Source organism: Curtobacterium sp. MCBD17_040 (genome assembly GCF_003234805.2).
Classification (GTDB): domain Bacteria; phylum Actinomycetota; class Actinomycetes; order Actinomycetales; family Microbacteriaceae; genus Curtobacterium.
The window spans coordinates 271095-294274 of record NZ_CP126274.1 but is presented as its reverse complement, the minus strand read 5'-3'; the positions used below and the strand labels follow the sequence as shown (position 1 = coordinate 294274).

32 protein-coding genes and 2 pseudogenes are annotated in these 23180 nt (G+C 66.2%); 9 read left to right on the top strand and 25 right to left on the bottom strand.

Annotation, left to right across the window (positions count from 1 at the left end):
• Positions 1–27 precede the first annotated feature (27 nt).
• A complete protein-coding gene (locus tag DEI94_RS17740) occupies positions 28–1809 on the bottom strand; it encodes a molybdopterin-dependent oxidoreductase (protein ID WP_111026621.1) in 1782 nt (593 codons plus the stop codon).
• A gap of 125 nt (positions 1810–1934) precedes the next feature.
• Here DEI94_RS17740 and DEI94_RS17735 point away from each other — a divergent pair, with 125 nt between their 5' ends.
• Complete coding sequence (locus DEI94_RS17735) at positions 1935–2294, top strand: DUF488 domain-containing protein (RefSeq protein WP_111026622.1); 360 nt, start codon at positions 1935–1937, stop codon at positions 2292–2294.
• 55 nt (positions 2295–2349) lie between these two features.
• Here the strand turns inward: DEI94_RS17735 and DEI94_RS17730 are convergent, their stop codons facing one another.
• Positions 2350–2682: a cupin domain-containing protein gene (locus DEI94_RS17730; RefSeq protein ID WP_111026623.1), complete on the bottom strand. Its 333-nt coding sequence runs from the start codon at positions 2680–2682 to the stop codon at positions 2350–2352.
• Positions 2683–2863: 181 nt separating this feature from the next.
• Positions 2864–3433, bottom strand: coding sequence for a recombinase family protein (locus tag DEI94_RS17725; protein WP_111026624.1), 570 nt, complete (start codon positions 3431–3433; stop codon positions 2864–2866).
• 260 nt (positions 3434–3693) lie between these two features.
• Here DEI94_RS17725 and DEI94_RS17720 point away from each other — a divergent pair, with 260 nt between their 5' ends.
• Positions 3694–4197 (top strand): GNAT family N-acetyltransferase, encoded by a 504-nt coding sequence (locus tag DEI94_RS17720; RefSeq protein WP_111026625.1) that lies wholly within the window; start codon positions 3694–3696, stop codon positions 4195–4197.
• 63 nt (positions 4198–4260) lie between these two features.
• Here the strand turns inward: DEI94_RS17720 and DEI94_RS17715 are convergent, their stop codons facing one another.
• The 6 genes from DEI94_RS17715 to DEI94_RS17690 form a co-directional block, all read right to left on the bottom strand.
• Positions 4261–4731, bottom strand: a complete 471-nt coding sequence (locus tag DEI94_RS17715; protein WP_111026626.1) for a GNAT family N-acetyltransferase — start codon at positions 4729–4731, stop codon at positions 4261–4263.
• On the bottom strand, positions 4728–5660 hold the full coding sequence (locus tag DEI94_RS17710) for a nucleotidyltransferase domain-containing protein (protein WP_146249457.1): 933 nt from the start codon (positions 5658–5660) through the stop codon (positions 4728–4730). Before DEI94_RS17710 ends, DEI94_RS17715 begins: the two co-directional genes overlap by 4 nt.
• 62 nt (positions 5661–5722) lie before the next feature.
• Positions 5723–6373 (bottom strand): GNAT family N-acetyltransferase, encoded by a 651-nt coding sequence (locus DEI94_RS17705; protein WP_111026627.1) that lies wholly within the window; start codon positions 6371–6373, stop codon positions 5723–5725.
• Positions 6285–6695, bottom strand: a complete 411-nt coding sequence (locus DEI94_RS17700) for a hypothetical protein (protein WP_181441789.1) — start codon at positions 6693–6695, stop codon at positions 6285–6287. Before DEI94_RS17700 ends, DEI94_RS17705 begins: the two co-directional genes overlap by 89 nt.
• Positions 6696–6784: 89 nt before the next feature.
• Complete coding sequence (locus DEI94_RS17695; protein ID WP_111026628.1) at positions 6785–7552, bottom strand: hypothetical protein; 768 nt, start codon at positions 7550–7552, stop codon at positions 6785–6787.
• Positions 7539–7730, bottom strand: coding sequence for a hypothetical protein (locus tag DEI94_RS17690; RefSeq protein ID WP_111026629.1), 192 nt, complete (start codon positions 7728–7730; stop codon positions 7539–7541). Before DEI94_RS17690 ends, DEI94_RS17695 begins: the two co-directional genes overlap by 14 nt.
• A gap of 311 nt (positions 7731–8041) precedes the next feature.
• On the opposite strand from DEI94_RS17690, the gene DEI94_RS17685 reads away from it, so the two are divergent.
• Positions 8042–8293 (top strand): hypothetical protein, encoded by a 252-nt coding sequence (locus DEI94_RS17685; protein WP_111026630.1) that lies wholly within the window; start codon positions 8042–8044, stop codon positions 8291–8293.
• 232 nt (positions 8294–8525) lie between these two features.
• Here the strand turns inward: DEI94_RS17685 and DEI94_RS17680 are convergent, their stop codons facing one another.
• Positions 8526–9035, bottom strand: a complete 510-nt coding sequence (locus tag DEI94_RS17680) for a hypothetical protein (protein ID WP_146249458.1) — start codon at positions 9033–9035, stop codon at positions 8526–8528.
• A 431-nt stretch (positions 9036–9466) separates the two neighbouring features.
• On the opposite strand from DEI94_RS17680, the gene DEI94_RS17675 reads away from it, so the two are divergent.
• The gene (locus tag DEI94_RS17675; protein ID WP_111026632.1) at positions 9467–10009 is read left to right on the top strand and encodes a hypothetical protein; all 543 of its coding nucleotides are present in this window, start codon (positions 9467–9469) and stop codon (positions 10007–10009) included.
• A gap of 249 nt (positions 10010–10258) precedes the next feature.
• Here DEI94_RS17675 and DEI94_RS17670 read toward each other — a convergent pair whose 3' ends face one another.
• Positions 10259–10408 (bottom strand): hypothetical protein, encoded by a 150-nt coding sequence (locus DEI94_RS17670; protein ID WP_181434584.1) that lies wholly within the window; start codon positions 10406–10408, stop codon positions 10259–10261.
• 480 nt (positions 10409–10888) lie between these two features.
• The gene (locus DEI94_RS17665) at positions 10889–11974 is read right to left on the bottom strand and encodes a fatty acid desaturase family protein (protein ID WP_111026633.1); all 1086 of its coding nucleotides are present in this window, start codon (positions 11972–11974) and stop codon (positions 10889–10891) included.
• Between the two features lie 300 nt (positions 11975–12274).
• Here DEI94_RS17665 and DEI94_RS17660 point away from each other — a divergent pair, with 300 nt between their 5' ends.
• Positions 12275–12676, top strand: coding sequence for a hypothetical protein (locus DEI94_RS17660; RefSeq protein WP_111026634.1), 402 nt, complete (start codon positions 12275–12277; stop codon positions 12674–12676).
• A gap of 104 nt (positions 12677–12780) precedes the next feature.
• Here DEI94_RS17660 and DEI94_RS17655 read toward each other — a convergent pair whose 3' ends face one another.
• Positions 12781–12930 (bottom strand): hypothetical protein, encoded by a 150-nt coding sequence (locus DEI94_RS17655; RefSeq protein ID WP_181441790.1) that lies wholly within the window; start codon positions 12928–12930, stop codon positions 12781–12783.
• A 42-nt stretch (positions 12931–12972) separates the two neighbouring features.
• Positions 12973–13278, bottom strand: coding sequence for a hypothetical protein (locus DEI94_RS17650; RefSeq protein ID WP_111026635.1), 306 nt, complete (start codon positions 13276–13278; stop codon positions 12973–12975).
• Positions 13279–13534: 256 nt separating this feature from the next.
• Here DEI94_RS17650 and DEI94_RS17645 point away from each other — a divergent pair, with 256 nt between their 5' ends.
• Positions 13535–14428, top strand: coding sequence for a hypothetical protein (locus DEI94_RS17645; RefSeq protein ID WP_111026636.1), 894 nt, complete (start codon positions 13535–13537; stop codon positions 14426–14428).
• A 1934-nt stretch (positions 14429–16362) separates the two neighbouring features.
• Entirely contained in the window at positions 16363–16701 is a 339-nt protein-coding gene (locus tag DEI94_RS17640; protein WP_111026637.1) for a hypothetical protein, read from the top strand.
• Between the two features lie 32 nt (positions 16702–16733).
• Here the strand turns inward: DEI94_RS17640 and DEI94_RS17635 are convergent, their stop codons facing one another.
• Positions 16734–17261 carry a hypothetical protein gene (locus tag DEI94_RS17635; protein WP_146249460.1) on the bottom strand — a complete coding sequence of 176 codons (528 nt, stop codon included), beginning with the start codon at positions 17259–17261 and terminating at the stop codon, positions 16734–16736.
• 189 nt (positions 17262–17450) lie between these two features.
• Here DEI94_RS17635 and DEI94_RS17630 point away from each other — a divergent pair, with 189 nt between their 5' ends.
• On the top strand, positions 17451–17717 hold the full coding sequence (locus DEI94_RS17630) for a hypothetical protein (protein WP_111026639.1): 267 nt from the start codon (positions 17451–17453) through the stop codon (positions 17715–17717).
• Positions 17718–17828: 111 nt separating this feature from the next.
• Here the strand turns inward: DEI94_RS17630 and DEI94_RS17625 are convergent, their stop codons facing one another.
• Positions 17829–18410, bottom strand: coding sequence for a TetR/AcrR family transcriptional regulator (locus DEI94_RS17625; RefSeq protein ID WP_111026640.1), 582 nt, complete (start codon positions 18408–18410; stop codon positions 17829–17831).
• Positions 18411–18468: 58 nt separating this feature from the next.
• Between DEI94_RS17625 and DEI94_RS17620 the strand changes: the two genes are divergently transcribed.
• Positions 18469–19272, top strand: coding sequence for an SDR family NAD(P)-dependent oxidoreductase (locus DEI94_RS17620; RefSeq protein WP_258378002.1), 804 nt, complete (start codon positions 18469–18471; stop codon positions 19270–19272).
• A gap of 30 nt (positions 19273–19302) precedes the next feature.
• Here DEI94_RS17620 and DEI94_RS19850 read toward each other — a convergent pair whose 3' ends face one another.
• From DEI94_RS19850 to DEI94_RS17580, 9 genes and pseudogenes are all read right to left on the bottom strand, one after another.
• On the bottom strand, positions 19303–19536 hold the full coding sequence (locus tag DEI94_RS19850) for a helix-turn-helix domain-containing protein (protein ID WP_258378003.1): 234 nt from the start codon (positions 19534–19536) through the stop codon (positions 19303–19305).
• A 25-nt stretch (positions 19537–19561) separates the two neighbouring features.
• Positions 19562–19729 (bottom strand): annotated as a pseudogene (locus DEI94_RS19845) (recombinase family protein); the annotation flags it as partial.
• Between the two features lie 85 nt (positions 19730–19814).
• Positions 19815–20444 (bottom strand): annotated as a pseudogene (locus DEI94_RS17610) (hypothetical protein); the annotation flags it as partial.
• 100 nt (positions 20445–20544) lie between these two features.
• Entirely contained in the window at positions 20545–20898 is a 354-nt protein-coding gene (locus DEI94_RS17605) for a hypothetical protein (RefSeq protein ID WP_146249461.1), read from the bottom strand.
• Positions 20895–21650, bottom strand: a complete 756-nt coding sequence (locus DEI94_RS17600; protein WP_111026643.1) for a ParA family protein — start codon at positions 21648–21650, stop codon at positions 20895–20897. The genes DEI94_RS17605 and DEI94_RS17600 overlap by 4 nt, the downstream gene beginning before the upstream one ends.
• Positions 21651–21744: 94 nt before the next feature.
• A complete protein-coding gene (locus tag DEI94_RS17595; RefSeq protein WP_111026644.1) occupies positions 21745–22170 on the bottom strand; it encodes a hypothetical protein in 426 nt (141 codons plus the stop codon).
• A 118-nt stretch (positions 22171–22288) separates the two neighbouring features.
• Positions 22289–22627, bottom strand: a complete 339-nt coding sequence (locus tag DEI94_RS17590; RefSeq protein ID WP_111026645.1) for a hypothetical protein — start codon at positions 22625–22627, stop codon at positions 22289–22291.
• On the bottom strand, positions 22620–22829 hold the full coding sequence (locus tag DEI94_RS17585) for a hypothetical protein (RefSeq protein ID WP_111026646.1): 210 nt from the start codon (positions 22827–22829) through the stop codon (positions 22620–22622). Before DEI94_RS17585 ends, DEI94_RS17590 begins: the two co-directional genes overlap by 8 nt.
• On the bottom strand, positions 22822–23175 hold the full coding sequence (locus DEI94_RS17580) for a hypothetical protein (protein ID WP_111026647.1): 354 nt from the start codon (positions 23173–23175) through the stop codon (positions 22822–22824). The genes DEI94_RS17585 and DEI94_RS17580 overlap by 8 nt, the downstream gene beginning before the upstream one ends.
• Between the last annotated feature and the right edge of the window lie 5 nt (positions 23176–23180).

Here is a 23180-nt window from a genome sequence, read left to right as displayed (position 1 = left end):
CGGCCAGCCGCTTCGTGCCACATCGGGTCAGATCGACTGTCGGTAGCCGAAGAACTCGTGGTCGTTGTTGTACCCGCCACGCCCGCCGCCGACATCAGCGAAGTCCGCGACGAACTCGATTCCCTTGATCCACTTGACCATCTTGAACCCGAGTTCTGTCTCGTTCCGGAGCCGCAGCGGCGCCCCGTGACCGAAGGACACGGGTTCGTCGTTCATGTCGTAGGCGAGCATCGTCAGGTGGTAGCTCATCTGTTCGATGGGTTGCGCGTCGTAGTAGAGGCCACCCTCGGGGCCGAGCGCGAAGGAGTAGAAGATCACCCACTTCGCTTCCGGGGTCGGCCGCACGGTGTCGAGGATCGCCTGCATGGACACCCCGCCCCATTTGGCGACCCCGGACCAGCCTTGGATGCAGAAGTGCTGCGTGATCTGTTCGTGGTGTGCCATGGCGCGAAGCTGGTCAAGGTTCAGTTCAGTCGGGCGCTCGACGAGGCCGTTGACGACGAGTTTGTAGTCGGCGAAGTTGTCGGCTTCCAGCTGCTTGTATTCGGCACTGTCGGGGTACTTACCGTTGTGCCAGAAATACGGAGAGATGTCCTTCTCCGTGTACTCGCCGGGCTTGGAGTCGATGTGCTCGAACAGGCGCTGCGCGGGCCCGATGAGCGCGAAGCCAACCTTCTGCACGACGCCCGGGTGCCGGTAGGTGAACGGGGTGGCGGCCACCCAGGCGAGGATGACGACGACCATCGACACGGCGAAGATCCAGAACCCGGTCCACGACTCGGTGTTCTGGGCGGCGTACATGTGGTTGAAGTTCCGCAGTGCCCCGGTGCAGATAACCAGGGCGACATGGATCACGATGAACAGCACGAACCAGCACAGCACGAGGAAGTGCACGGACCGGGCGAACTGGATACTGAACACGGAACTGACTCGCCGGAACCGGGTGGAGAGCGCCGGTGACATGCCGAGGCCCGACAGCACGGCGAGGGGTGCGGCGATGAACACGGTGACGAAGTAGGCGATCAGTTGCAGACTGTTGTAGTTGCTCCAGCCGCTCTCCGTGGGCCAGTTCAGGGAGAGGTACTGGATCGCGACGGAGACGGCGTTGGGGATGACGTCCCAGTGCAGCGGAACCAGCCGCATCCACTGCCCGGTGGTGAACAGCAAGACGAAGAAGACGATCCCGTTCGCGAGCCAGAGCGTGTCGATACCGAGGTGCCACCAGCGGGCGAGCCCGATGGAGTGCCGGCGTCCGGGGAGGCCGACCCCGTTCGGGAGGGTGATGGAGTCCTCTTTGGCGGTGTAGAGGGGGCTGGTTGGGACGGGTTTTTGGATGCGGAACCAGTCTTTGCCGGGGGTGGAGTGCCTCGTCCAGTAGAGCCGGGGATGATCCGCGAGCACCGAGACGCCGGACCGGATGATGAAGATCATGAAGAACAGGTTCAAGAAGTGTTGCCAGCCCACCCATGCCGGGAACCCCACCGGAGCGTTGCCGGGCAGCTCGGACATGCCTGGGTAGGTGCGCATGAAGGCGTGCACCGCTGGCAGCCCGCGGATGCCCTGCGCGACGGCCACTCCGATCAGCAGCAGCAGGAGCCCGATCGGGACCAGCCACAACAGGTTGAACCACTTGGTCTGGCCGATTCTGACCCGCGGTGCGACCCCGTACTGGGCAGGGATTCCTCCAGCCCAGTCCTCGTCGACCACGGTGTATCGGTGGCTGTCGAGCTCCGACCGGAAGCTCGCTCGGGTTCCTCCTGGACCGACATCGGCGGCAGGACGAGGTTGATCCCCCGAAGAAGGCTCCATGCTCGGATCCTAACCGCCCGGCACACTGCGGCTCCCCCGTTCGACCGGGGACAGTGGCTGAACCAATCCAATCATCGCCACCAGGGTGGCGGAGGCTGAGGCAGGGTGAATTGAGAGGAGTAACCATGAGTGATCACCCTGTAGTGGTCCGCCGTGCCTACGAGGAACCCCTGGCTACGGACGGCACTAGGGTCCTGGTCGACCGGATCTGGCCGCGAGGGCTCACCAAAGAGAGGGCGCACCTGGATGAGTGGTGCAAGTCGGTCGCCCCGTCAAGTGCTCTCCGAACCTGGTATGCGCACGTTCCCGAGCGATTCGAGGAGTTCACGACCCGCTACCGCGCCGAGCTGGAAGAGCCGGAACGAGCAGCGGCCTTCCAACACCTACGCGAACTCGTCAAAGGACGTCCCCTCACGCTGCTCACCGCGACGAAGCAACCCGAAATCAGCGAAGCCGCAGTTCTGACCCTGCTCCTCAGCAGCTGACACGTGTCGCCGCTCCAGCGATCCTCGGGACGGCAAGGGTCGCAGAGGCCTGACGTCAGCGATGTTTGACGACGGTGAGCAGCACAGTGGAATCCTCGACCGCTGTCAACGAATGCGGCGCATCCGGAACGATGATCAGATCGCCCGTCCACGCGGACCAAGAGTCTTCACCCGCCGCCAAGACGACGCGGCCATGCAACACCTGCACCGTGGCTTCGCCAGGGTTTTCATGCTCCGCCAGCGTCTCATCCGCTCGCAGCGCGATGACCGTTTGGCGCAGGAGGTGCTCATGACCGCCATACACGGTCTTCGCACTGCGGCCACTTGAAGCGTCCAGCGCCGCGCGGAGCTCCGTCCTGGCCAGCGCCGTCAACGATGTCTTCTGCACGACGCCACATCCCTCCGCTTGATGACGGTTCATGCAGAGTCTCCCACCATGACGGCTCCCAAAGCTGCTGCCGTGCAGCCGCCCCTTCGAGGCACTTTCGACTGACCGACATGTCGGGTACGGCCGCAAGGCTTATCAGAAGATCCGTGCGCAGCGCCACGGCGCCCTAGTACAGCTCCGGCTACTCCACCCCGCCACGCTGGATCGCCCGGTACACCGTCGACCGTGCCACCCCGAACAGCTCGGCGATCTCACTCGTCGTGTGCCCGCCGGCACGGTGCAGCGACACCAAGTGCTTCTCCTGTGATGGGGTGAGCTTCGGCTTCCGGCCTCGAAGCTTGCCAGCGGCCTTCGCGATCGCCATCCCCTCACGCGTCCGAGCGCGGATCAGGTCAGCCTCGAACTCCGCGACCATACCGAGCACATTGAACAACAGCCGGCCGACCGGGTCGGTTGGGTCGTACACCGCTCCCCCAAGGTTCAGCGCCACACCCTTCTTCGTGAGCTCGTCCGCGATGTCCGTCGCGTCTCGAAGCGACCGCGCGAGCCGATCAAGCTTCGTCACGACGAGTGTGTCCCCAGCACGGCACGCGGCCAAGGCTTCTCGAAGGCCAGGACGAGCTCGAGTCGTGCCGGACAGGCCGTGGTCGACGTGCACGTGCTCCTCAAGGACGCCGAGGGTTCGCAGCCCGTCCCGCTGCGCCGCGAGGTCTTGTCCAGAGGTCGAGACGCGGGCGTATCCGATGAGCACGTTGCAACTGTAGCGTTTACACCCCCGTCATCGGGCATTTTTGCGGGACAGGCATACGGGAATGAACGGGCCAGACGTTTGCGGGTGTGAATCGAGCCGCGCGAGGCAGGCCAGTGTGTCCCGATGAACGACCGGCTACCGGGCACCTCGTGGAAGCCTTGGACGACGTACTCGTCACACGTTGGAAGCGGGGCGGGGATGCAGGTGGCCCGCTCTGTAACACGGCCCCGTCCGGGCACCCGCTTCTTTATTGTGGGGGCATGCCCATCACCGTCCGCCCGGCCCTGCTCGACGACGTTCCGGGTCTCGCTCGTGTACACGTCGAGTCTTGGCGCGAGACATACCGCGGACTGGTCCCCGACGACATGCTCGATGATCCCGGCTTCATCGAACGCCGCGAACGGTTTTGGACGAAAGCGCTGACGTCCGAGCAAAACCGCCCGGCCGCACGGATCGCGGCGGCAATTTCCGACGGACGTGTCGTTGGCGTGGCGATGGCGTCGAGCCCCCAGGACGAGGACGCGACCTGGACGCAGCAGCTCTACATCCTCTACACGTACGCCGCCGTTTACGGGCGCGGCGGCGGATCAGCCCTCCTCGACGCGGTGCTCGACCCCGACCAGTCCGCAGCGCTGTGGGTCGCGGACCCGAACCCCCGCGCCCAGGCGTTCTACCGCAAGCACGGCCTCACGCCGGACGGACGGACCAAGACCGAGGACGGCATCCAGGAGATCAGAATGACCCGCCCCGGCAGGAACGAATGACCCCGTTAGACATGAAGCGCCCGTCGGAGGATCCGCTTAGGGGCCACTGTCAGTGCTCGGCGTTCACTCGCTGATCGCGGCCGCCTGCGCGGGCTGCATGTCGTAGGTCACCCAGGGTGTAGCGATCGCGACGGCGTCATACAGGTGTCGTGCGGTCTCGTTGTCGGCCGCGGTGATCCACCGCACCACGTTGGCACCGCCCTCGCGCGCCAATTCGGACGCGCGGTCCAGGAGCGCCCGCGCGGCGCCACGGCCGCGCGCGTTCGGCACGGTGAAGAGGTCATCGAGATAGAGCCCCATGGTTCCCGTCGACGGGCGCGCGAACCATCGAAGGTTCGCCAGCGCGATCGGCTTGTCCTGCTCGTCGACCGCAACGAGGCCGACGATGCCGTGCTGACCAGCACGTACCCACTGCCACGTCTTCTCAACCGCGGCGGCGTCCTCGGGTTGCTTGTAGAAGGTGCGGTATCCGGTGTACAACGACGCCCAATCAGCAGCGTCACGGTCCTCGACCCCTCGAACGTTGGTGCTCATAGCAACACCTTACGAGCCGGGCGCACAGCGCCCGGAAGTGGACCGTCTATCGTTCGCTCTTGGAGATGGCTACGGTCCTCGTATGGCCACACGTGACGACCTCTCGACCAAAGCGCTGATCGCGCACCGGCAACGCTCCGATGAGCACGCACGCGTCCCGGTAGCCGATCGGCTACCGGACGGTGATCAGCGGCGTCCAAAGCTGTTGGAACGCCGGCCGGAGCGCGGCCGCGTGCACGGTCAATTCGTTGCACTTCATCGAACAGCAGTCGCGTTAGCTCGCAGCGACTCGGATCGAGATCCCAGCCGCTCACCCGTGGCGCGCGACTGGCCTCGAGTTTCATCCGCTCACGATCCGGCAGGCGGTCGACGTCACGGCCGTGCCATGGGTTCAATCCGTGCCGAAGACACATCAATGTGATCACGGAGGACCGAAGCTCATCGAGCATCATCGAGGCCTGCCAACACTTCTCCCGCGCGAGCGCAGAGCGGGCGTGCAGCGCATAGAGCCACCCCATGCCGATCGTCTGATGCTGGTCTGGCTGCGTGGGCAAGGAAGGAGGCGTCGGAGAGCCGAACAGCAATTGGAAGGCACTGTCAGTCGCTCGGAACTGGTCATGCGGCCAGAACGAAAGGTCGATCTGGAGGGACGAGGCGAGTAAGAAAACGCGGTAGCGGACACCGGCAGCGAAGAGGTCGAATGTGTCTGCGATCGGGGTCAGCTCGCCTACCAGTGCGGTCCACGCGTCGACGGTTCTTGGCTCGTCTGCGTCGGGGGCCAGTTGCAGGACGAGGTCGATGTCGGACCAGTCGTCCTCGGCGTCACGGGCTGCCGATCCGACGAGCGCCGCGCCGCTGATGCTGGGGTCGGCGCGAGCCTTCGCGATGAGGCTCGCGCGAAGGGCGGATCGCTCAGCAGCATCGAACATCCCCCGAGTCCATCGCAGGCGGACCCCAGCTCGCAACACTTATCCGTCCGAGAGACAATTGGCTATCGAGACGCGAAGCTGCGTCGGTAGTAGACCAGCGCATCGTCACGGCCGACCTCCACGAGACCGTTCTTTGTCAGGAACCGTTGAGAGGCGATGTTTTTGACATCGGTGTCGGCGACCGCGACGCGAGCGCCCCATGCGGAGGCATGTTCGAGGGCCAGTCCAACCGCTTCAGTCGCAAGACCTGCCCCTCGGGCCGACGGCACGAGACCGTAACCGAACTCGACCTGACCTGTCGCATCCGGTGGGCCGAAGAAACCCAAGCCTCCGACAGCGCGCCCGTCGCCAGTCCTCCGGACCAGGTACATCGTGAAGGGAGTCGCTGTTGGTTTCGCGGCCGACAGAGACGTCAACGGGTCCAGCTCATCGTCTAAGGGGTACTCGCGGTGCCAGTCATCTCCGGGTCGCTCCTCCCGCGCAACGATCCGCCGGGCGAGGTCCGGGGAGATTGGCTCCAGTGCATCCCATCGTCCTCGTGTCCCGTTGACCGAATGTTCAGCGGACGGGCGACTGTGATGGAAGGGCGATGTGCTCGCAAGCCGAGGCGCGCCAGGCCGTCGCCTAGCCCAGTTGCACAGCGGGGGCGGAGGACTGTGGGGCGAACGTCCGCGAGGGCCAGGCCGTGTTTGTCGTGATGTCGACGCGGCCATCCGTGAGCGCGTGCTCGATGAAGAAACGGTTCTCGGCCGTCTGAGGGCCGCCGTAGTAGTACCACTCCCACCGAACCCGACGAGCCCGACGAATGGTGAGCGCCCGTCGGGCGACCGAAATCTCCTCGGGCGCCCACACCATGAGGGTCTCGCCCTGGTCGAAGCCGACGACGAGACAGCCGTCGTCAGCTGCACGTACGGCGACAAGAGTGTGGAAGTTGTCGCCGGGTCGTCCGAACCAGTCCCCGAACACAGCGAGCGACCCGCTGATAGCCGGAGCGCTTTTTCGCAACTCCTCCACGATCCCCTGCACACCACCCACCCTCCGATCCTACAAAAGCTACGACCCCACCACTCCCGCCCGGTAGAGGATCGACTTCGGGCACTCCCGCGAGATGGCGGCAAACGCCATCAAAGTGCCGTGAGGCGATCGAATCGCGGCGACACTTCCGTTCCCTCACGCGCGATGACGTCGAATCCGAGCCGATCCAGTTCTGCGGCAGCGGTCATCGGGTCATCGGACACCGCTGCGGCGAGCTGTCTGACGCGCCACCGGCGGCGTCCCTCGTGAAGCGCAGCGCCGGCGCCGTCTACGGTGTCAATGCCGAACTCGATGATCATCATCTCGAGTACGTCCTCAAGGCAGGGGCGGAACCGATGGCCGCCCGTAGGGAAGTGGACATCGCCAAATCTCGGCACCTCCCCCTTCGCCACGCGCTTCTGGTAGATCTTGCCGCGACGTCGCCCACCCGTAGCAGTGAGCGCGTCCGTCATGTCTTGACGCTCGGCATGGACGTTGTAGTGCGCCGACGGGACGTCACTGCCGCTGTCCCGGAGGTAGTCGACGGTGAAGAGGGGTCGCGCCGAGCCGTGCACGTTCACCTTGAAGGTCGAGCGGTCCACCGACACCAGATGGCTCACTGGGCTTAGAACGAGCCGATACTGAACGACTAGCCGGAAGGTCTCGGCGCCGTCGATATCCAGGCGAAGGCCGAGATCCTCGGTCGGCTCGACGGCCACCGCGACGCCGCCGCCGCGAGTCCGGACGACAGTGCTGTCCAGGCCGACGAGCCCGTTGGGAATTACTGCGGCGAGCATCTCCATGATCTCCAACATGAAGTCGAAGACCTTTTCCTGAAGGTTCCCATCGGCCTGTCCGCCGGAGTCAGCGCTCGGCATGCTCCTGCAGGTAAGTCAGGTCCTCAAGCTTCCGCAAAATCGCTTGTCCCTCCTGCGAGAGCTCGTATCGGTCAGCCCGACGACGGAGCTCGTCGGCCGACGCACCCGCGCGTGCCTCGAGCTCGGCTAGGCGGCTGCTGATCTCGGGAATCGTGAGCACCTCGAGAGTGGGGACCATGTAGCCATGGTGACACGGACCCCCGTCATCCGTTCGCAACTTGGCCACGACTGCTGGACATACGGATCGGCAACCGGCAGAGCCGCCCGGTAACCGATCGGCCATTGAGAAGTGTCCGCGACACTGCGCTGCGAGGGGGACGACACCGAACGAAACCGCTCATAGCGAAGCCGCCGGTGGCGCGGTGACGTACAAACCAGGTCTTGTCTTGCCGTCGACATGGCGGTGGTCCTCGGACGTGACCATGGCACCAATGGCCTACTGCCGGCCGCGCCAAGGAGTGATCGGTGGTCGCCGCTACTGTGCGAGGCATGAACATCACCTCTGCCCGCGTCAGCGCGCTCGTCGGCCCACTGCGCGTCATCAGGATGGACCAACCGGACAAGCAGCAGGAGACCCGCGCGAGGCTTCGTGCTCTCGCCCGCGACGTCCGCGCCACCGGCCGGCCGTCACTCATCCGGTGGGTCGATGAGGCCGAGCGAGCCGTCGACGGCCAGGCGGACGTCCCGCTCTCCGAACTCGCCAAGATCCTGTATCAAGAGGAACAGAACGCCACCTCTTGACCTCGCGCGGCAGTCGACCGCCGCGGACGAACTGCACACAGCCATCTGTCCGCCACGAGCGACATGGCCTAATGGATCAACTTCGGCACAGGTATCGTCCCGAGAATGGCCGACGTACGTATGATCCCATCGCCCCTGCTTAACCACGCCGAGTACGCCGACGCGGCGATCGTCCCTGCTAACCAAGAAGTTAACGTTGTCACCAGGCCGCATCAGCCCTCTGACCGAGCGACTAGGACGGCTTTTTGACGACGCCGACGGTCTTCCTGTCCTCGGAGAACATGACTCCGGCACGGGCCTCGACCTCAGGAATCACGCGATCCGTCGGAATATCGCCGCGTACCCACGCGGTCAGAACGACCATCGATTCGCCGACCAGTGTCTCGATGCCCGGTCGCGGCTCCTGCACCATCGCCAGCATGGCGACGATGACGTCGAGCACGGGCTGTTCGTCCTTCGTCAGGCGCACGCTCAACTGGTTGAGCGCGTTCCCGAACTTCGCCATGGCTGCGCCAGATGGGTTGTATCCATGGCCACCCCGTGTTTGACGGACCTCGAGCAGCGCCGCGATCGTGTTGAGTAGCCATTCCCGTCGCTCAGTTGCGGTGACCTCGCGCGCTACACGCTTCCGATCGAGCCCGTCTCGGACCCACGGGACGACGACCGAGGCGACCAGTGACAGCAAGGCACCGATTAGGACCCCCCAGAAGCCGATCAAAGCGTTCTGCGTGTCGGCGTCCACGCGGCGAGCGTAGCCCCTGTCGAGGTCCGCGCGGGGATCGTCAACTGAGACGAGGTCACCGGGAGTGACGTATTGCGCCGGCGTGCGCTCGATCGCCCGGATGACGACCGGCGTAGGCTCGGTCGCCCGGATGACGACCGGCGACCGGACGGGTGCGAGGGTCGCTTCCGGCCGTATCCACTTAGCTTCGAACTTCCCACTGCGGCGCCCGGCAGCCTCGACTCCCATGCCCTGACCGAGTCCCTAGTTGGTCCGCGACCTCTCGCGGTGATGGCATGTCGTACGAACGAGTCGCGGCGGACAAAGCCATCGGCCTACCCGCCGTGGCCCAACCCGTCGGTACTGCCAAGCAACGCGTCCATTTCCGTACTTCAGACACGTTTAGGCGGTTAGCTGGTGGACATCAAACAAACTGCTACCCTCGGCGCACTATGAACGCGTCGCGGAGACCGTGGTGGCGTCGACTCGGCCGCGATGCGGCAGTCGGCGCCATCGCTGCGGTCTTGGGTGCCGTCATCGGGCTCGGCGGCTCGATCATCGGTGCCAACCTCACCGACAATACCGCACATCAGGAAGCGCTGCGAAGTGAGCGACTCGACGCCTACACCCAGTTCGTAGCCGCGATCGACGCCGAAACCCCATCCATGGATCAGGTCATCGTCGACGTCTACTGGCGCCTCAAATTGAATCAAGACGACGCTGCCAGCATGGCTGCTCATGGCACGCATCTCGCTACGTGGTTGGCGGACCTCGGAAGCCTCGACAGGGCGGAGGTGAAGGTGCGGATGATCGGCTCGCCCGCTGAAGCGAAGCTCGCGCGGAAGGTCGTCCTCTTCGCCTACGGGTCCTACACCGGCTACACGAAGTGGGAAACGTACACTCAGCTCGAAAACTACAAGACAAAGCAGGATCACGCGGAGTCTCTGCTAGAGACGCAGTTCGTCACCGCCGCGATCAAGGAGGAGCAGCAGTAGCGGGACCTCCGAGCGCCTTCACGGCCTTGGCGGGGGTAGCGGCGGAAAGAGCAGGGTGACAGCGCGGCGCGCCGCCCTCGTGAACAAACAAGTTTCGGTCGCTGAGCAACGTGTGCAGAAACATTGTGCCGTTGTACGCAGCGCCATCATCTCGTCCCGCGGCACCGCTAGACAATTTGCCCTGATCTGTTCTGGTGTGGAGAAATCGTGTCCGAACGAGGATCGCCTATCGGGTCCAGCCCAAGCCGCTCAGTTGCGCGACTCCGCGGGCACGTGCTCCTCGGGCAACAGCTCCGTGCCCTTGTCGATCACTGTACCGGGGAGGCCGTCGTCGGATTCCGAGATGGTCGCCGGTGTGAGCGTGTCGCCCTGGGGGTGATGCGTTGCGCTGGCGTCCACGGGATGACGATATCGGACAGGGTGAGCCTCCTAGGGCATGCGCGCAGCAGAGCGTCTCGGTCAGCTTCGATCCGGTAGCTATCGTCAAACGAGACGCGGGCACGACACGGAGCGATGCTAGAAAATCGCCGCCACGCGCTGTCCGCGGCCTCCCAGTAACACGAGCACGGATCGCGTGATCCGACGGTCGCCTACGCGATCGCTGAACGGAGCGCTCAACGCGCTGGAAGCGCGAAGAGGCCGCTGCGATGTGGTCAGCGCGGGAACGAGCCGGAAGAGACGTCGGCGACGTCGGACTTGACGAGCTCCCACGGTTTCCCGTATCCCTCTCGCATCACCGCTCCTTCTGGAGGGAGATCAGCAACGCACACACCACACCATGGTCCTCGATGTTCTGTGCACGCCAGCGCAGCATCGTGTCCGTCACCCACCCGGCGCTGATGGTCGGAGGACGCCGAGTGTTGACCCGCGGCCGCCCCATTACCGGATGCGTCGCTCGGCGACGATCGGGCACTCGAAGGGATCGCGGGCAGCGAGCCCGACCCGGTTGAGGTACTCCACCACTATTTGATACGAGCGGACCAGGCTCGTCTCGGTGTACGGCACGTCGTTCTCCATGCAGTACTCGCGCACCACCTTTCGCGCGGCGCCCAGGTGCGGTCGCGGCATGTTCGGGAACAGGTGGTGCTCGACCTGGTAGTTCAGGCCCCCCATGAAGTGCGCCATCCACCAGCCGCCGCGGATGTTGCGGGACGTGAGCACCTGCCGGCTAAAGAAGTCGACCTTCTGGTCGTGCGGGATCATCGGCATGCCCTTGTGGTTCGGCGCGAACGACGCACCCATATAGAGCCCAAAAACGGCCAGCTGCACACCGAGGAACGCGACCGCCAGGCCCAGCGGCAGGAACCAGAACACCGCGCCGAAGTAGAGGCAGAAGCGGAGGAGGAACAGGGCGGCTTCGATCCGCCGCCCTCGGAGCTCACGAGGGTTCGCGAGAACTTTCGCGGACTGCCAGTGCAGGTTCGCGCCCTCGAGCAGCAGCATCGGGAAGAACGCGTACCCCTGCACGCGGACGAGCTTGCGAAGGAATCCGCTCCGGGACGCCGCGTCCTCCTCCCGGAATGAGAGCGCGGCGAACGAGACGTCCGGGTCCTTGCCGACGGTGTTCGGGTTGCCATGGTGCCGCGTGTGCTTGTTCATCCACCACGAGTAGCTCACGCCGGCGAGGAACGTGCCCGCGTACTGCGCGGTCCCGTCGTTCCACCGATGCGAGGCGAACACCTGCCGGTGTGCGGCCTCGTGGGACAGGAACGCGAACTGGGTGAACAACACGCCAAGGGCCGCCGCGACGATCAGCTGGAACCACGACGCTCCAAGGAACGCGAACGCGGCCCACGCGCCGCCGAGCGCCACGACCAGCACCCCGAACACGGCCCAGTAGTAGCCGGTGCGACGCTCGAGCAGGCCCCGGTCCTTCACCTGCCGCAGCAGGCCCGAGTAGAGCGAGGTACCGCCCCGCGACCCGGCAGGAGCCGGGCGGGTACGCGTGTACCCGAAGGATGTCATATCCGTCACAGTGCTTCGTCCTCTCCGTGGCGGCCGAACCGGAACCCCGGTCACTGCATCAGGGCTCCCCCCACACAATCAGCAGCACGCCACCGCTGTCCGGAATCGGGCAACGCGGCCGAGCCGTGAACGGCCACGAACACTGTTGCGCTTGAGCAGCGGCTAGCAAACGTTCAATCCCCCCGGGAAGAACCTCGCCAACGCCCAGCCACCATCGCTGGCACCTGCGTCCGGCCACCGATCCTCTACCGGACGGGAGTGGTGGGGTCCTAGCTTTCGTAGGATCGGAGGGTGGGTGGTGTGCAGGGGATCGTGGAGGAGTTGCGAAAAAGCGCTCCGGCTATCAGCGGGTCGCTCGCTGTGTTCGGGGACTGGTTCGGACGACCCGGCGACAACTTCCACACTCTTGTCGCCGTACGTGCAGCTGACGACGGCTGTCTCGTCGTCGGCTTCGACCAGGGCGAGACCCTCATGGTGTGGGCGCCCGAGGAGATTTCGGTCGCCCGACGGGCGCTCACGATTCACCGGGCTCGTCGGGTTCGGTGGGAGTGGTACTACTACGGCTGCCCTCAGACGGCCGAGAACCGTTTCTTCATCGAGCACGCGCTCATGGATGGCCGCGTCGACATCACGACAAACACGGCCTGGCCCTCGCGGACGTTCGTCCCACAGTCCTCCGCCCCCGCTGTGCAACTGGGCTAGGCGACGGCCTGGCGCGCCTCGTCTTGTGAGCACATCGCCCTTCCATCACAGAACAGGTTGGAGCGGGTGTCTGCGCTTGCTCCTCCGGTTCCGGCCCAAGCCGCTCAATTGCGCGACTCGGCGGGCACGTGCTCCTCGGGCAGCAGCTCGGTGCCCTTGTCGAGCGCTCTACCGGTGAGGCCGTCGTCGGACTCCGAGATGGTCGCCGGTGTGATTGTGTCCCCCTCGGGGTGATGAGTTGCGCTGGCGTCCACGGGATGACGATATCGGACCGGGTGAGGCTCCTAATGCTGGGGTCAGGAGAGCGTTAGCGCGTCATCGTGGAAGAGCCGCCAGGCCTCCGCGGCGATGGCGGGCCGGCCAAGGTAGAGCATCGCGTCGTGCAGGCTCAGCGTGGCTGGCACGGTGACGGTGAGCACGTTCCGCGCTGCCATGGTCACGAGAACGCGGACCGCCTGCACCGCTGCCCACCGGCGTTGCCGGTCCGTGAGAGTGCGAGCACGAACGCGTCGCCACCAGGTGCGTTCATCGTGCGCCCGCTGCGCGGCCTCGATCGCCTGCGCGATTTCACGGGCACCCTTAGTCAGATTCCTGTACGCCATACCCCTCCCCGATCCTCGGCGTTCCACCAACAATTCAACCAGCCGCTCCCCACGCGGACGGAGCCCCACAAGGGGTGCTCCGGCCTCGACCCGTATACGCGGCGGAAGACGGCAGAGCCGCCTCTTTCCCAGCAAATTCAAGCCAGGTGCCCACCAGCCTCATACGCTTTGAACGATCGCGGAGCCGAGGAATATCCGCTCGCCATAGTGATGTGGCAGCAGCAGTCGCAGCGCACGAGACCGAGAAAGCGGAACCATGGGTGACACCGAAGCCGAACGCAAAGCGCGTGCGCGCAAGCGTCGACGGAAGCGACGCAGCCGCGCGCAGTGGAGGCAGCTCCGCGACTGGCGCGGCCAACGCCCGCAGCCGTTGGCGTGGTACATCGTGGTCCTCGCGACCGGCCTCGGCATCTTCTACGGCCTGGCCGCCGGCCCCGGTGACACCGGGGCGGACGGCCTCGGTGTGGTTCTCGCCGGCCTCGTCGGCGGCATCGTGTTCGGCGGGCTCCTGTACGGGCTCGTGCCGCCCGTGTTCGCGAACCTCGCCGTCATCGCCGGCCTGTTCGCCGGGATGATCACTGTCGGGCCGAACTACCCCGGTGCCATGTTCGCGGGACTGCCCGGCCTGATCGTCGGCGTGATCCTCGGCGCATACGGGCGCTACCTCGCCCTCCACAAACGCCGCCCACCGATCGTGCCGCTCACCGTCGACCGCACCAAGGAACGCCGCCCGGTGCCGATGACCGCCGGTGCTCGCGTGCAGCTGTACTTCACCATCGGTTCCGTCGTGCTCCTGGTCGCCCTGCCCGCGTTCATCTACCTCGTCGTCGGCCATGCCCCGGTCCTCACCTGGGCGCTCCTCACCCTGCTTGGCCTCGCGTGGGCGGTCCCCGCCGGTTGGTGGTCCTGGCAGGTCAGCACAAAGCAGCTCGTCGGCGGAACCGGATTCAACGCCGCCCTGTTCGGCACCCTCATCAACGCTTACGCCGCTGCGAGCGTGCATGCCCTCCCGCTCGTTCTCTACGCCGGCATCGCGGGCGTCGGCATCGGCGCACTCGTCCGCCAGCTCTACGAGGCAAAGGTCGGCCGCTACCCCCGTGCACGGCCACCGAAACCCACGACCGAGCCGGCCCTGCCCGATCAGGCGTAGGGGGAGGGCTTACCCCTCCCGGAGGAACCAGGAACGCGCCCGGCGAAGGCCTGCACGTAACCGATCGACGGCGTGAGCGGACTCCGCTGTTCCGACGTCGGAGAAGGAACCATTGCCGCCCCAGAGGTGGCGTGCATCCTTCGCGGCAGCGCGTAGTTCGCGTCGTGTCGTCACGCCGGTGAACTGTTCAGTGAGCCAACCGGCGGCGTGCTCGCGGGGAGCGTCGTATTCGGCGCGGGCGACGGCGCGTACCTGGTCAATTGCCGCGGAAATCTCTGCACGAACGGCGCTGACCGTCCGTGCCGGCCTCACCATGGGCGGCCACGGTGGGGGAGCAGGCCGGCCAGTGATGACAGCCCGAGCAGCGCACACACCACTCCCAGCGCGCCGGCGATCCCGTTACCGGCAACTCCGCACACGAGTGGGATGCCAAGGCCAAGGCCGACCACCCCGACCCACAGACGCCACAGGCGAGGCCGCGCCGGGCGCAGCTCCGGAGTCGAAGACGGTGGGTATCTCGTCGGCCTCCCTCCACGGGTTCCGAGCCATGGCGGCTCGACCCCGGCGGGGCCGTCGATGATGGCACCCCACCGGTTCACCCAGCGGCCGGTGCCGACTTCCGGGCATGCGGCGTGCACGGCCGTTTCGATGGGAGCGAAGTCGGCCGGTGCACCCCGGTACATCATCTTCACGAGGTTCACGTCGAACTCGACGCGCCCGTCCTGCCAGTAGGCGTCGTAGCGGACCACGCGCACCGGGCGATGCCGCCACCTCGATGCTTGGATGAATGCCGTCGCCCGAACCGCGGCCGGCTTGTCACCCGCTCCCGGCGCAGGGCGTTGGTCCGCGCGCAGGTGCTTGCGCTCCCGTGCCGATGCCATGCGCCCCCCGCCCCCGTGTGGTTCTCCTACCGGCGAACCTACCGCCGCCCGCTGTCCTCACGGCCACGCGGCAGCAGGGGCAAGGAGGAGCGGAGCGGACCCGCGGCAGCAGCTACCCGGCCACGCCGACGACGGAGGGTCGTCGTAGCCTCGCCCCGTGACGTGGTTCGTTCGTCATCGACCCAAGGGTGAGACTTCCACTCCCGCCGTGCCCGTCGACGCGGAGACGCCGGCAGAAGCAATCGCGCGCGTCCGCGCGACCCTGCCACCCGAACACGTCGTAACATCCGTCGCCCGGTACTGACTCCCCATGCCGGCGTCACCCGGACCGGCCCGCAGCGCTGCCCCGGCTTCGTGGAGCAGGCCTCGCGCGAGCGGGTCTACGTGCAGCTCGTGCGCATTGGTGCCGGCCGCGGCCCGTCCGGTCACCGATCGACTATCGGAACAGCAGTCTCGTAAAGGTCTCGCTCTCTCCAAGGCTGTCCAAGCCGTCCCTAGGTGGCGATCGCAGGGCTTTGCGTCACGAGGGTCGATGTCGTCAAGACGACGATGGTGACGAAGGCGACGCCTTCGCGGATGATGGCCGCCAGACGATCAGCTCGAAGTCGCGCCTGCTCGTCGCTTCATTGTGTACCTGACAGGATCTGTGGCCGAGATCGGGACGTACGCTCGGCCCGTGACAGTGCGAGCGGAAGGGTCGACTCTGACCGGGCGCAGGTTTTCGCGCAGCACGGTTTCGTCGCGGAGTCCATCCGATGGTTTGGTGACCCGACGCCGCGGCGCACTCCTGAAGAAGAGCGATCGCCGCGGCGAAGTCCTTCGCGCGGACGAGCTGCTTGATCTCGGGCACCCACTCGAAGAACGCGCGGCCGCGCACCTGGTTCGACTCGCTCATGTCCGCGGCGCCCTCCCAGCAGTCACGGGCCGAGGCTATCGGGGTCTCGACATCGGCTCGATTGTCACTCCTTCGACGGACGACCTTCCGCGGTGGGCCTGGCAACGTGTGGTTGGTGAGGCGCTCCACGGTCATGAGGGCTCGTCTGGGTCCTACCGATGCTGGCGCTCGCCCTCGCCGGAGCGTGCGTGGTGGCGTGTGTTCTCGCGCATGCGCACACGGCTCCCATCGACGCGTCGTATCGAGCCAGTGGGCCAGGGGTCTTCCAGACCCCGCCGCCCGCCGTCGCCGCTGCTGACTCAATACTGGGCTTCACCTGGATCGCGGCGCTCCCTGTCGCGATCGTCGTCACGCTCCTCGGCGCCTGGACGGTGGACTTGCTGCGGGCTGAAGGCATCGCCCATCTGCTGGCCCAGGGCGTGACCGTGATCGGTGTCGCTGGGAGCGTCGTCGGCGTCGGGCTCGCGGCGCTTGGGGTGATCGAGCTCCTGACCTGACTCGCTCGCGCACGGCGCACTTCACGAGGTGATCAGAGCTCCCGATACGCCCACACGTAGGTTCGCCCGTTCACTTCGCCGGCATAGATGGAGAGGCCACCGGTCCTTCCACCGGAGATGCCGGTGACTCCTAGGTCGCCGAGTTCGGGAACCTGATCCGGGTCAGCGACCGCTCCCGCGTCCTGCGTGTCAAGGAGGGACAGCCAGTCACCAGCGCTCACGCCGGCTGGCAACTCGAACACGACTTGCACCTGCGGATGCCCGACGATGTCCGCTGTCGGTTGGGCTTCCGCGGTCAGCACGGAGGAGCCTGCATGAATGGTGCGACCAAAGCGGGCCTCAATGGTTCGCTCTGGCACTGCTTCGCACGGCCACGGAGGTCGTCCATCGCACTCTCCATACGGCCCGTTCGTCGGGCCGGCAGCCTTATGGGCCGCACCGCTGATGGCAACACTGATACCGAACACCGCCGCCGCGAAGGTCGCGACGATCGCGCCGAGTATTCCGACGATGAGAGCAAAAGCTCCGACTCGGCTACCGAACGACGCTTGCGAGGACACGGCTCGAGTCTTCCGCGATCGTGCTTGGTCCACATCGGCCGGATGAACGACTTGACTTGTGCTGGCAGCGCTCCTCCCGACGTGAGCGCGCCAGGCTAAACCTGTGACGGCCGCGGCGGAAACGGGTTCCCCTCCCGGTGTCGCTCCGCCCTAGGCTCCGGTCATCACGAGGGTGGAGAGGGGAACACAGTGTTCATTGTCTGGCCGCACGTCGCGACGGTTGTCGTCTGGTTCCTGCTCGAGGTTGTGGCGTTGCGGATGGTGTGGTGTCACGGCCGGCTCAAGGCGGGCATTCAATGGTTGTGGACGGCGGCGTTGCTGATGTTTCCGTTCGTCGGGGCACTTGGCGCTATTGTCTCGGCGCTCAGCTGGCGCCGGCGCGCTCCCGTGCAGGACTTCATCACAGAGACTTCGTTTGCCTGGGGTGAGCTTCGCGGGCCGAAGGACCTGGCCTAGTCAGCACCTGTCTGCCCGCCCGGTAGGCGATCCCCTATCGGACAGGGATAACCTGCGGAATGCGCGAGGTCGTTCCGGCTGTTCGCTAGTAGCCAATGCGCTGAGATGAGCTCAGGCGCGGACCGCGGAGACCGCCTGGTCGTAGAGGTCGGCGAGATCATGCCGCCCTCCGGACTGCACCCACTCCCGTGAGGCGGCATCGAGGCAGGTGAGCGCCGAGGCGACGATGGCGTGAGCGCGGAGGTCCCGATCGTTCGTGTCCGCCAGGCGTGCGGCGATCAGGGGCACGAGCATGTCCTGCCAGCGGAGCCGCTTCTCGAGGTGGCGGGCCAGCAACGACGGGGTGTCGAAGAGCATCCGCCCAAGGGCGAGCGTGGACTCGCGGTTCAAGGTGGTCGTCTCGTCGGCCGCATGGAACGCGCCGCTGATGGCATCCCACGGCTCCTCGCTCACCGGGCGCGCGGCGAGGGCCTCGGCGATGGCGGCGCCCCGCGCGACGAGATCCCCGAGGACCACGTCCTCCTTCGTCCCGAAATAGCGGAAGAACGACCGCCGGGAAACGCCGACGCTCTCGAGGATCTGGTCGATCGTGGTGCCCTCGAACCCCTGCCGGAGGAAGAGGTCGATCGCCGCGCGGGAGATCTCATCACGGACGGCCGCGCGCTGACGATCCCACGCTGTCGTTTGAGCCATGCCCCCATCCTAAGTGCAATACCTGGCACTCGGTAGCAGGATGCTCTACGGTGCCACCGTGACCTTCAACCTCATCACCCAGACCATCCTCATCACCGGAGCGAGCTCCGGCATCGGTCGTCAGCTCGCTGTGGACCTCGCCGCCCGAGGCGCCTCCCTCGTCCTCGTGGCGCGCCGACGTGACCGCCTGGAGCAGCTCGCTGCAGATCTTCGCCGTGACCACCACGCCAGCGTGGAGGTCATCGCCGCCGATCTATCATCACCGACCGCGAGTCCGGACCTCCGGGCCGCGGTCGAGGAGCGCGGAATCCGCATCACCGGGCTCGTCAACAACGCCGGCTTCGGCACATTCGGCCCTTTCGCCGACGAGGACCCGGAACGGCTCGAGGCCGAACTGGCCCTCGACGTGATGGCACCCGTGCGACTCACCTCCGCGTTCCTGCCCGACCTACTGGCCGCCGAGCGTGGCCTGCTGATCAACGTCGCGAGCATGGCGGCCTACAGCCCGAGCCCGCGGATGGCCGTCTACGGCGCCGCGAAGGCCTTCGTGCTGAGCTTCACCGAGTCCTTGTGGGCCGAGCTTCGCGGCACGGGCGTCACCGTCTTCGCGTTGTCGCCCGGCGCCACGAGCACCGAGTTCAACAGCGTCGTCGGGACCGACGACGCCACCGCCGGCGCGTCGCCGCGATCCGCGGAGGACGTCGTGGCCACTGCACTGGCACACCTCAACTCGCGGGACCCGGGACCGAGCGTGATCGACGGAGGCGTCAACCGGTTCGCCGCCGGCGCGATGCGGTTGCTCAGTCGACGGCGCACCGTCGCCCTCATGCACCGGGTGACCGACCCCGCACGACGCCGTTGACCACAGGCCCGGCCGTCCGGGAGGGGATCGTCAACCGGACGACCTCCCGCGGCGCCCCACGGCCGGATCGCTCTCGCGTCTGAGCGCTCGGTAGACAGTGGTGCGGCTGACGCCAAGGACGTCGCCGATCTGTGCGACCGTCACGTCCTGCTGCTCGTACCCGGGGCAGACCCAACCGTCGTGCCGTCCGAACCTGGTCAGTCGACAACCGGGGAGGCCTGCCTCCGGTCCGCCCCCGCGCTCGAGCAGCCGCGAGACCTGCATGAGTGCGTTCCTTGATGAGGTCCCGTTCAAACTCGGCTAGCGCGGCGAAGACATGGAAGACGAGCCGGCCCTCGGGCGAGGTGGTGTCGATCGTCTCTTGAAGAGACCGGAACCCGACGCCCCGCTCCCCCAGCGCCTGTAGCTGGTCGATTAGGCGCCTGATCGATCGACCGAGCCGGTCGAGACGCCACACGACGAGCGGTCGCCCGGTCGGAGTTGAGGTCCGCGGCCTGGATGAGCTGGCTGTACCTGCTGTCCTGCATCATTACGTCCTCGATGATGCGGCGCTGGCCGATCTCGAGTGAACGGTGAACTTCTCGGTACGGGGCGGCGTCACGGACCGCCGTTTCCCACAACTCTCGATCTCGCGGCGCGGTGAGCTCCTCACCTGGGTCGCCCAGCCCCTGCTGGCCGTCGTACATCACCATCACCTGCGTGTCAGCACGATCCGCCCAGTCTTCGAGCCACGCGATGAAGCGGGCATACGCCACCGGCTTCGACACGTCGGTCACGCCGATGGTGAACACTACGAACTGCGCGTGCTTCGCGAGAGCGGAAAGCATGATGCGCGCCGCCGCCGCCCGGCTTGCAGTCCCGAACCGGGCATTCTGCTTGGGCGTTTCGCAGTACTCCCCCCGACCCTTGTAGAGCTTCGTCCCATGCAGCTCGGCAGTCTTCGGCACACCGAACTCCCGGTGAATCTCGCGACGACCCTCTAGCCATGCGTTCAGCACCTTGGACCAGTGCACATCCTCCACGAGCAGCCCGGTGAGCGTCACACCGTGCTTCGAATCCCCCGAGTCGTCCACATAACAAAGGTGCACCCCACGAGTATGGCGAACGTCACGCCCTGTCGGTTCACCATCCGCTGGGCCGGGGATGCTACAGCTGGGGGAAGCCGACCGCATCCTGTCGTTTTTAGAGCCGATCGGCTACCGCACACCCTGCAGCCGAGCCGGGCAAGCCCGGAACTCGAAGTGGTCGCCGTTACCGATCGTGATGGTGATGTCAGACATTGCTTCCCCCACCGCTCGCGCCGTACTGCTCGCCGTACTTCGCGCGGATTGCTTCCTCGACGACGCTTCGGATCGTCCCTTCGCCGCCGTCCACGGCGGCGTCGATGAGATCCTGCACGTCCAGCGCGAGGCGGGTGCTGAACGGGACCGTCACCTCGCGCCGAGGGCGACCGCGGCGCGGCGCCGGCGGAGTGGGGCTCGATTCCACCGGTGCCGGAGTGGGGGTAGCGGTCGGGGCAGGCTCGGTCTGACGATAGTCAACCGGGTCGACACGCTCATCCGCTGCGGCCTGGGGCCGGCGCCGGGTCCTGAGATCGCCGGGTCGCTCCGGCTTCTGGTCGCTCACCGGATCACCTGATCCGCGATGGCGGCGTACGCGTCGAGCACTCGCGCACCCTTCCTGTAATTGCCGTACCACTCCCCCCTGAGGCGGACTTCCTGCACGACCGCTCGTTCCGGAATGAGGGGTACCAAGAGCATGCCTGTCTCGCGGAGCTCGTCGATGCTCGCCACGGCCGGTCGGGACATGATCGTTTCCCGGACCCCTCCGACGACGATGCCAGCTTCAGTCAGCGTCACGGGTGCGCCAATGCGCTCTCGGCTGTGTCGAAACTGTTGCACGGTCTTCCGAGCCCCATTGAAGCCGTCGACGCCGTCGTTCGTCGCGGTGGCGGCGTAGATGACGGTATCGGCCGCGTTGAGGGCTGCCAGTGTCAGCGGGCCGCCTTGGCGGTTGGGGCAGTCGATGACGACGAGATCGGCCTGCACGCCCTCGAGTGACGTACGGAGGCGGAGCTCGGCGTGATCTGCCCGGTCGGCCTCGCGGTTCGACACGTTGCGTGCGGAGGGCAAAACGCGGAGGTTCGTTGACCATGCCGTAGGCACCGAGAGGTCTTCTGCCCACCCCTCCGGTTCCTCGTTACCGAGAATGGCTCCCACATGCAGGCCCTCCCCCGACGGTTCGACGTCGAGCCACTTCGTTGAAGCCGCCCGCGGATCGAGGTCAATAAGGAGCGTCCTGAGACCTCGTTCTGCAGCGATCATCGCGATGGACACTGCCGTTGTCGTCTTCGACACCCCACCGGACTCGCTGTACATGCAAGAAAGTATGTCGGCATACCTTCTGGTTGTTAAACGAGCATGCATGTGGGTCTTCTTTCCTTCATGCATGCAGGGCTGAAAAGGCATGCCGTCATGCGGCTAGCTCGAGGTCGCGCAGCTGCTGCAGGAGTCCGTGTCGGACGAACTGCATGGCTTCTTCGTGGTCGGCCCGGCCGTCGCTCGAGCATGGGTATGCCGGGTACGCCTCGGGGCCGCCGTGGTCATCGACGGTTCGGAACATGACGACTTGGGTGGTCGGAGTACGGTCGCGGCCGCGGCGGACAGCCTTGCGGATGAGGTGGTTCTGCCACCAGGCCCAGAGCTCACGCTCGTCGACGTACTGCTGTTCTCGGCGTTGCAGGATCCCATCGACGCCGAGCTGCTTGGCGACGAACGTGCGGAAGTCCTGGAGCCGCCGACGCCAGCCCGATGGAGAAACGATCGCGAGCGCGTGTCTGCGGAGCCGTGCGAGGGCAGCTCGTGCACGGCCGCGGGGGAGTCCTGCACGATCCGCCACGGCCTCCGGAGCGTTCTCTGCAGTGGTCAGACTCTCGTACGTGCGGCGCGCGGTAGGGCCGAGTCCGGCGCGGGTGAACAGGTCGTGGCGGCCAGCACTAATCCGGTCCTCCAGCGCCTCAAGGAGTACTGCCCTGACGTCGAAAAACTCGGCCGGGGAGGAACGCTGCTGCTTCCGTTGCGCTGTGGGTCTGGAGGTCCGCTGCCGCAGCGTCGTTGAAGTCGAAGTGGTAGGCGGAGATGGTGTCGTCGGCGCTGACTTCGACGGTGGTGTGTCGGTGGTCGCGGTGCCATTCGAGGCGGATGCCGTCGTACTCGCCGAAGAAGATGCCCGGCTGCCGGTCCCCCGCCTCCTGGAGGAGGCCCTGGATGACGGAGAGTCCGTGCGGGGTCAGCCGCCAGGCGGCGCGGAGGTCTTCGAGTCGTCGGGTCGTTCGCTGGTCGAGTCGGTCAGTCATCGGTTCGGTCCTCCGCAGCGGTGTGTAGGAGGGCGTCCTGGACGTCGAGTTCGACGACGGTGAGACGGCGGTGGACGCGGACGGACGGGAACCGCTGGTTCGCTCGGAACCATGCGCGGGCGTGCGCTTTGTCAGCGGTGACGACGGGATGTTCGAGCGCTGGATGCCCGGCGAGGATGTACTCGACCAGCGGTTCAGCCATGCTGGACCGCCACGTCGGCGTCGGCTGCGGCAGTGTCGTGGGTCGGTGAGAACGGTCGGGAGCTGCTGTAGTCCCGGGGTGGTTCTGCGTGTTCGGCGCGGAGGATGTCGTGGCCGTCCTCGGTGGGACGCACGGGCACGAACGGATGCTCCTTCGACGGCGCTTCGTACACCAGGCCTCGGCCGAGGAGGACCCGCATCGCGTGCGGTCGAACACACTCGAGGATGGTCTCCGGTGTCTCCGTGCCCGCGTCGGTGAGGCCGAACTGGAACTGCCGGGTCGCGTAGAACAGTCGGTGCTCCGCGGCAGCGAGGAGGATCCTGTGCTGGTAGTCGCTGAGACGCATGGCCG

What these genes read in the sequence shown, in the direction of transcription:
- DEI94_RS17665 (WP_111026633.1), bottom strand. Translation starts at nt 11,974, where the DNA reads ATGACATCCTTCGGGTACACGCGTACCCGCCCGGCTCCTGCCGGGTCG.
- DEI94_RS17625 (WP_111026640.1), bottom strand. Translation starts at nt 18,410, where the DNA reads ATGGCTCAAACGACAGCGTGGGATCGTCAGCGCGCGGCCGTCCGTGAT.
- DEI94_RS17735 (WP_111026622.1), top strand. Translation starts at nt 1,935, where the DNA reads ATGAGTGATCACCCTGTAGTGGTCCGCCGTGCCTACGAGGAACCCCTG.
- DEI94_RS17585 (WP_111026646.1), bottom strand. Translation starts at nt 22,829, where the DNA reads ATGGCTGAACCGCTGGTCGAGTACATCCTCGCCGGGCATCCAGCGCTC.
- DEI94_RS17705 (WP_111026627.1), bottom strand. Translation starts at nt 6,373, where the DNA reads ATGGCCGCGTCGACATCACGACAAACACGGCCTGGCCCTCGCGGACGT.
- DEI94_RS17650 (WP_111026635.1), bottom strand. Translation starts at nt 13,278, where the DNA reads ATGGCGTACAGGAATCTGACTAAGGGTGCCCGTGAAATCGCGCAGGCG.
- DEI94_RS17685 (WP_111026630.1), top strand. Translation starts at nt 8,042, where the DNA reads ATGAACATCACCTCTGCCCGCGTCAGCGCGCTCGTCGGCCCACTGCGC.
- DEI94_RS19850 (WP_258378003.1), bottom strand. Translation starts at nt 19,536, where the DNA reads ATGCAGGTCTCGCGGCTGCTCGAGCGCGGGGGCGGACCGGAGGCAGGC.
- DEI94_RS17740 (WP_111026621.1), bottom strand. Translation starts at nt 1,809, where the DNA reads ATGGAGCCTTCTTCGGGGGATCAACCTCGTCCTGCCGCCGATGTCGGT.
- DEI94_RS17695 (WP_111026628.1), bottom strand. Translation starts at nt 7,552, where the DNA reads ATGCCGAGCGCTGACTCCGGCGGACAGGCCGATGGGAACCTTCAGGAA.
- DEI94_RS17675 (WP_111026632.1), top strand. Translation starts at nt 9,467, where the DNA reads ATGAACGCGTCGCGGAGACCGTGGTGGCGTCGACTCGGCCGCGATGCG.
- DEI94_RS17600 (WP_111026643.1), bottom strand. Translation starts at nt 21,650, where the DNA reads ATGTACAGCGAGTCCGGTGGGGTGTCGAAGACGACAACGGCAGTGTCC.
- DEI94_RS17710 (WP_146249457.1), bottom strand. Translation starts at nt 5,660, where the DNA reads ATGTTCGATGCTGCTGAGCGATCCGCCCTTCGCGCGAGCCTCATCGCG.
- DEI94_RS17590 (WP_111026645.1), bottom strand. Translation starts at nt 22,627, where the DNA reads ATGACTGACCGACTCGACCAGCGAACGACCCGACGACTCGAAGACCTC.
- DEI94_RS17645 (WP_111026636.1), top strand. Translation starts at nt 13,535, where the DNA reads ATGGGTGACACCGAAGCCGAACGCAAAGCGCGTGCGCGCAAGCGTCGA.
- DEI94_RS17580 (WP_111026647.1), bottom strand. Translation starts at nt 23,175, where the DNA reads ATGCGTCTCAGCGACTACCAGCACAGGATCCTCCTCGCTGCCGCGGAG.
- DEI94_RS17720 (WP_111026625.1), top strand. Translation starts at nt 3,694, where the DNA reads ATGCCCATCACCGTCCGCCCGGCCCTGCTCGACGACGTTCCGGGTCTC.
- DEI94_RS17640 (WP_111026637.1), top strand. Translation starts at nt 16,363, where the DNA reads ATGCTGGCGCTCGCCCTCGCCGGAGCGTGCGTGGTGGCGTGTGTTCTC.
- DEI94_RS17690 (WP_111026629.1), bottom strand. Translation starts at nt 7,730, where the DNA reads ATGGTCCCCACTCTCGAGGTGCTCACGATTCCCGAGATCAGCAGCCGC.
- DEI94_RS17715 (WP_111026626.1), bottom strand. Translation starts at nt 4,731, where the DNA reads ATGAGCACCAACGTTCGAGGGGTCGAGGACCGTGACGCTGCTGATTGG.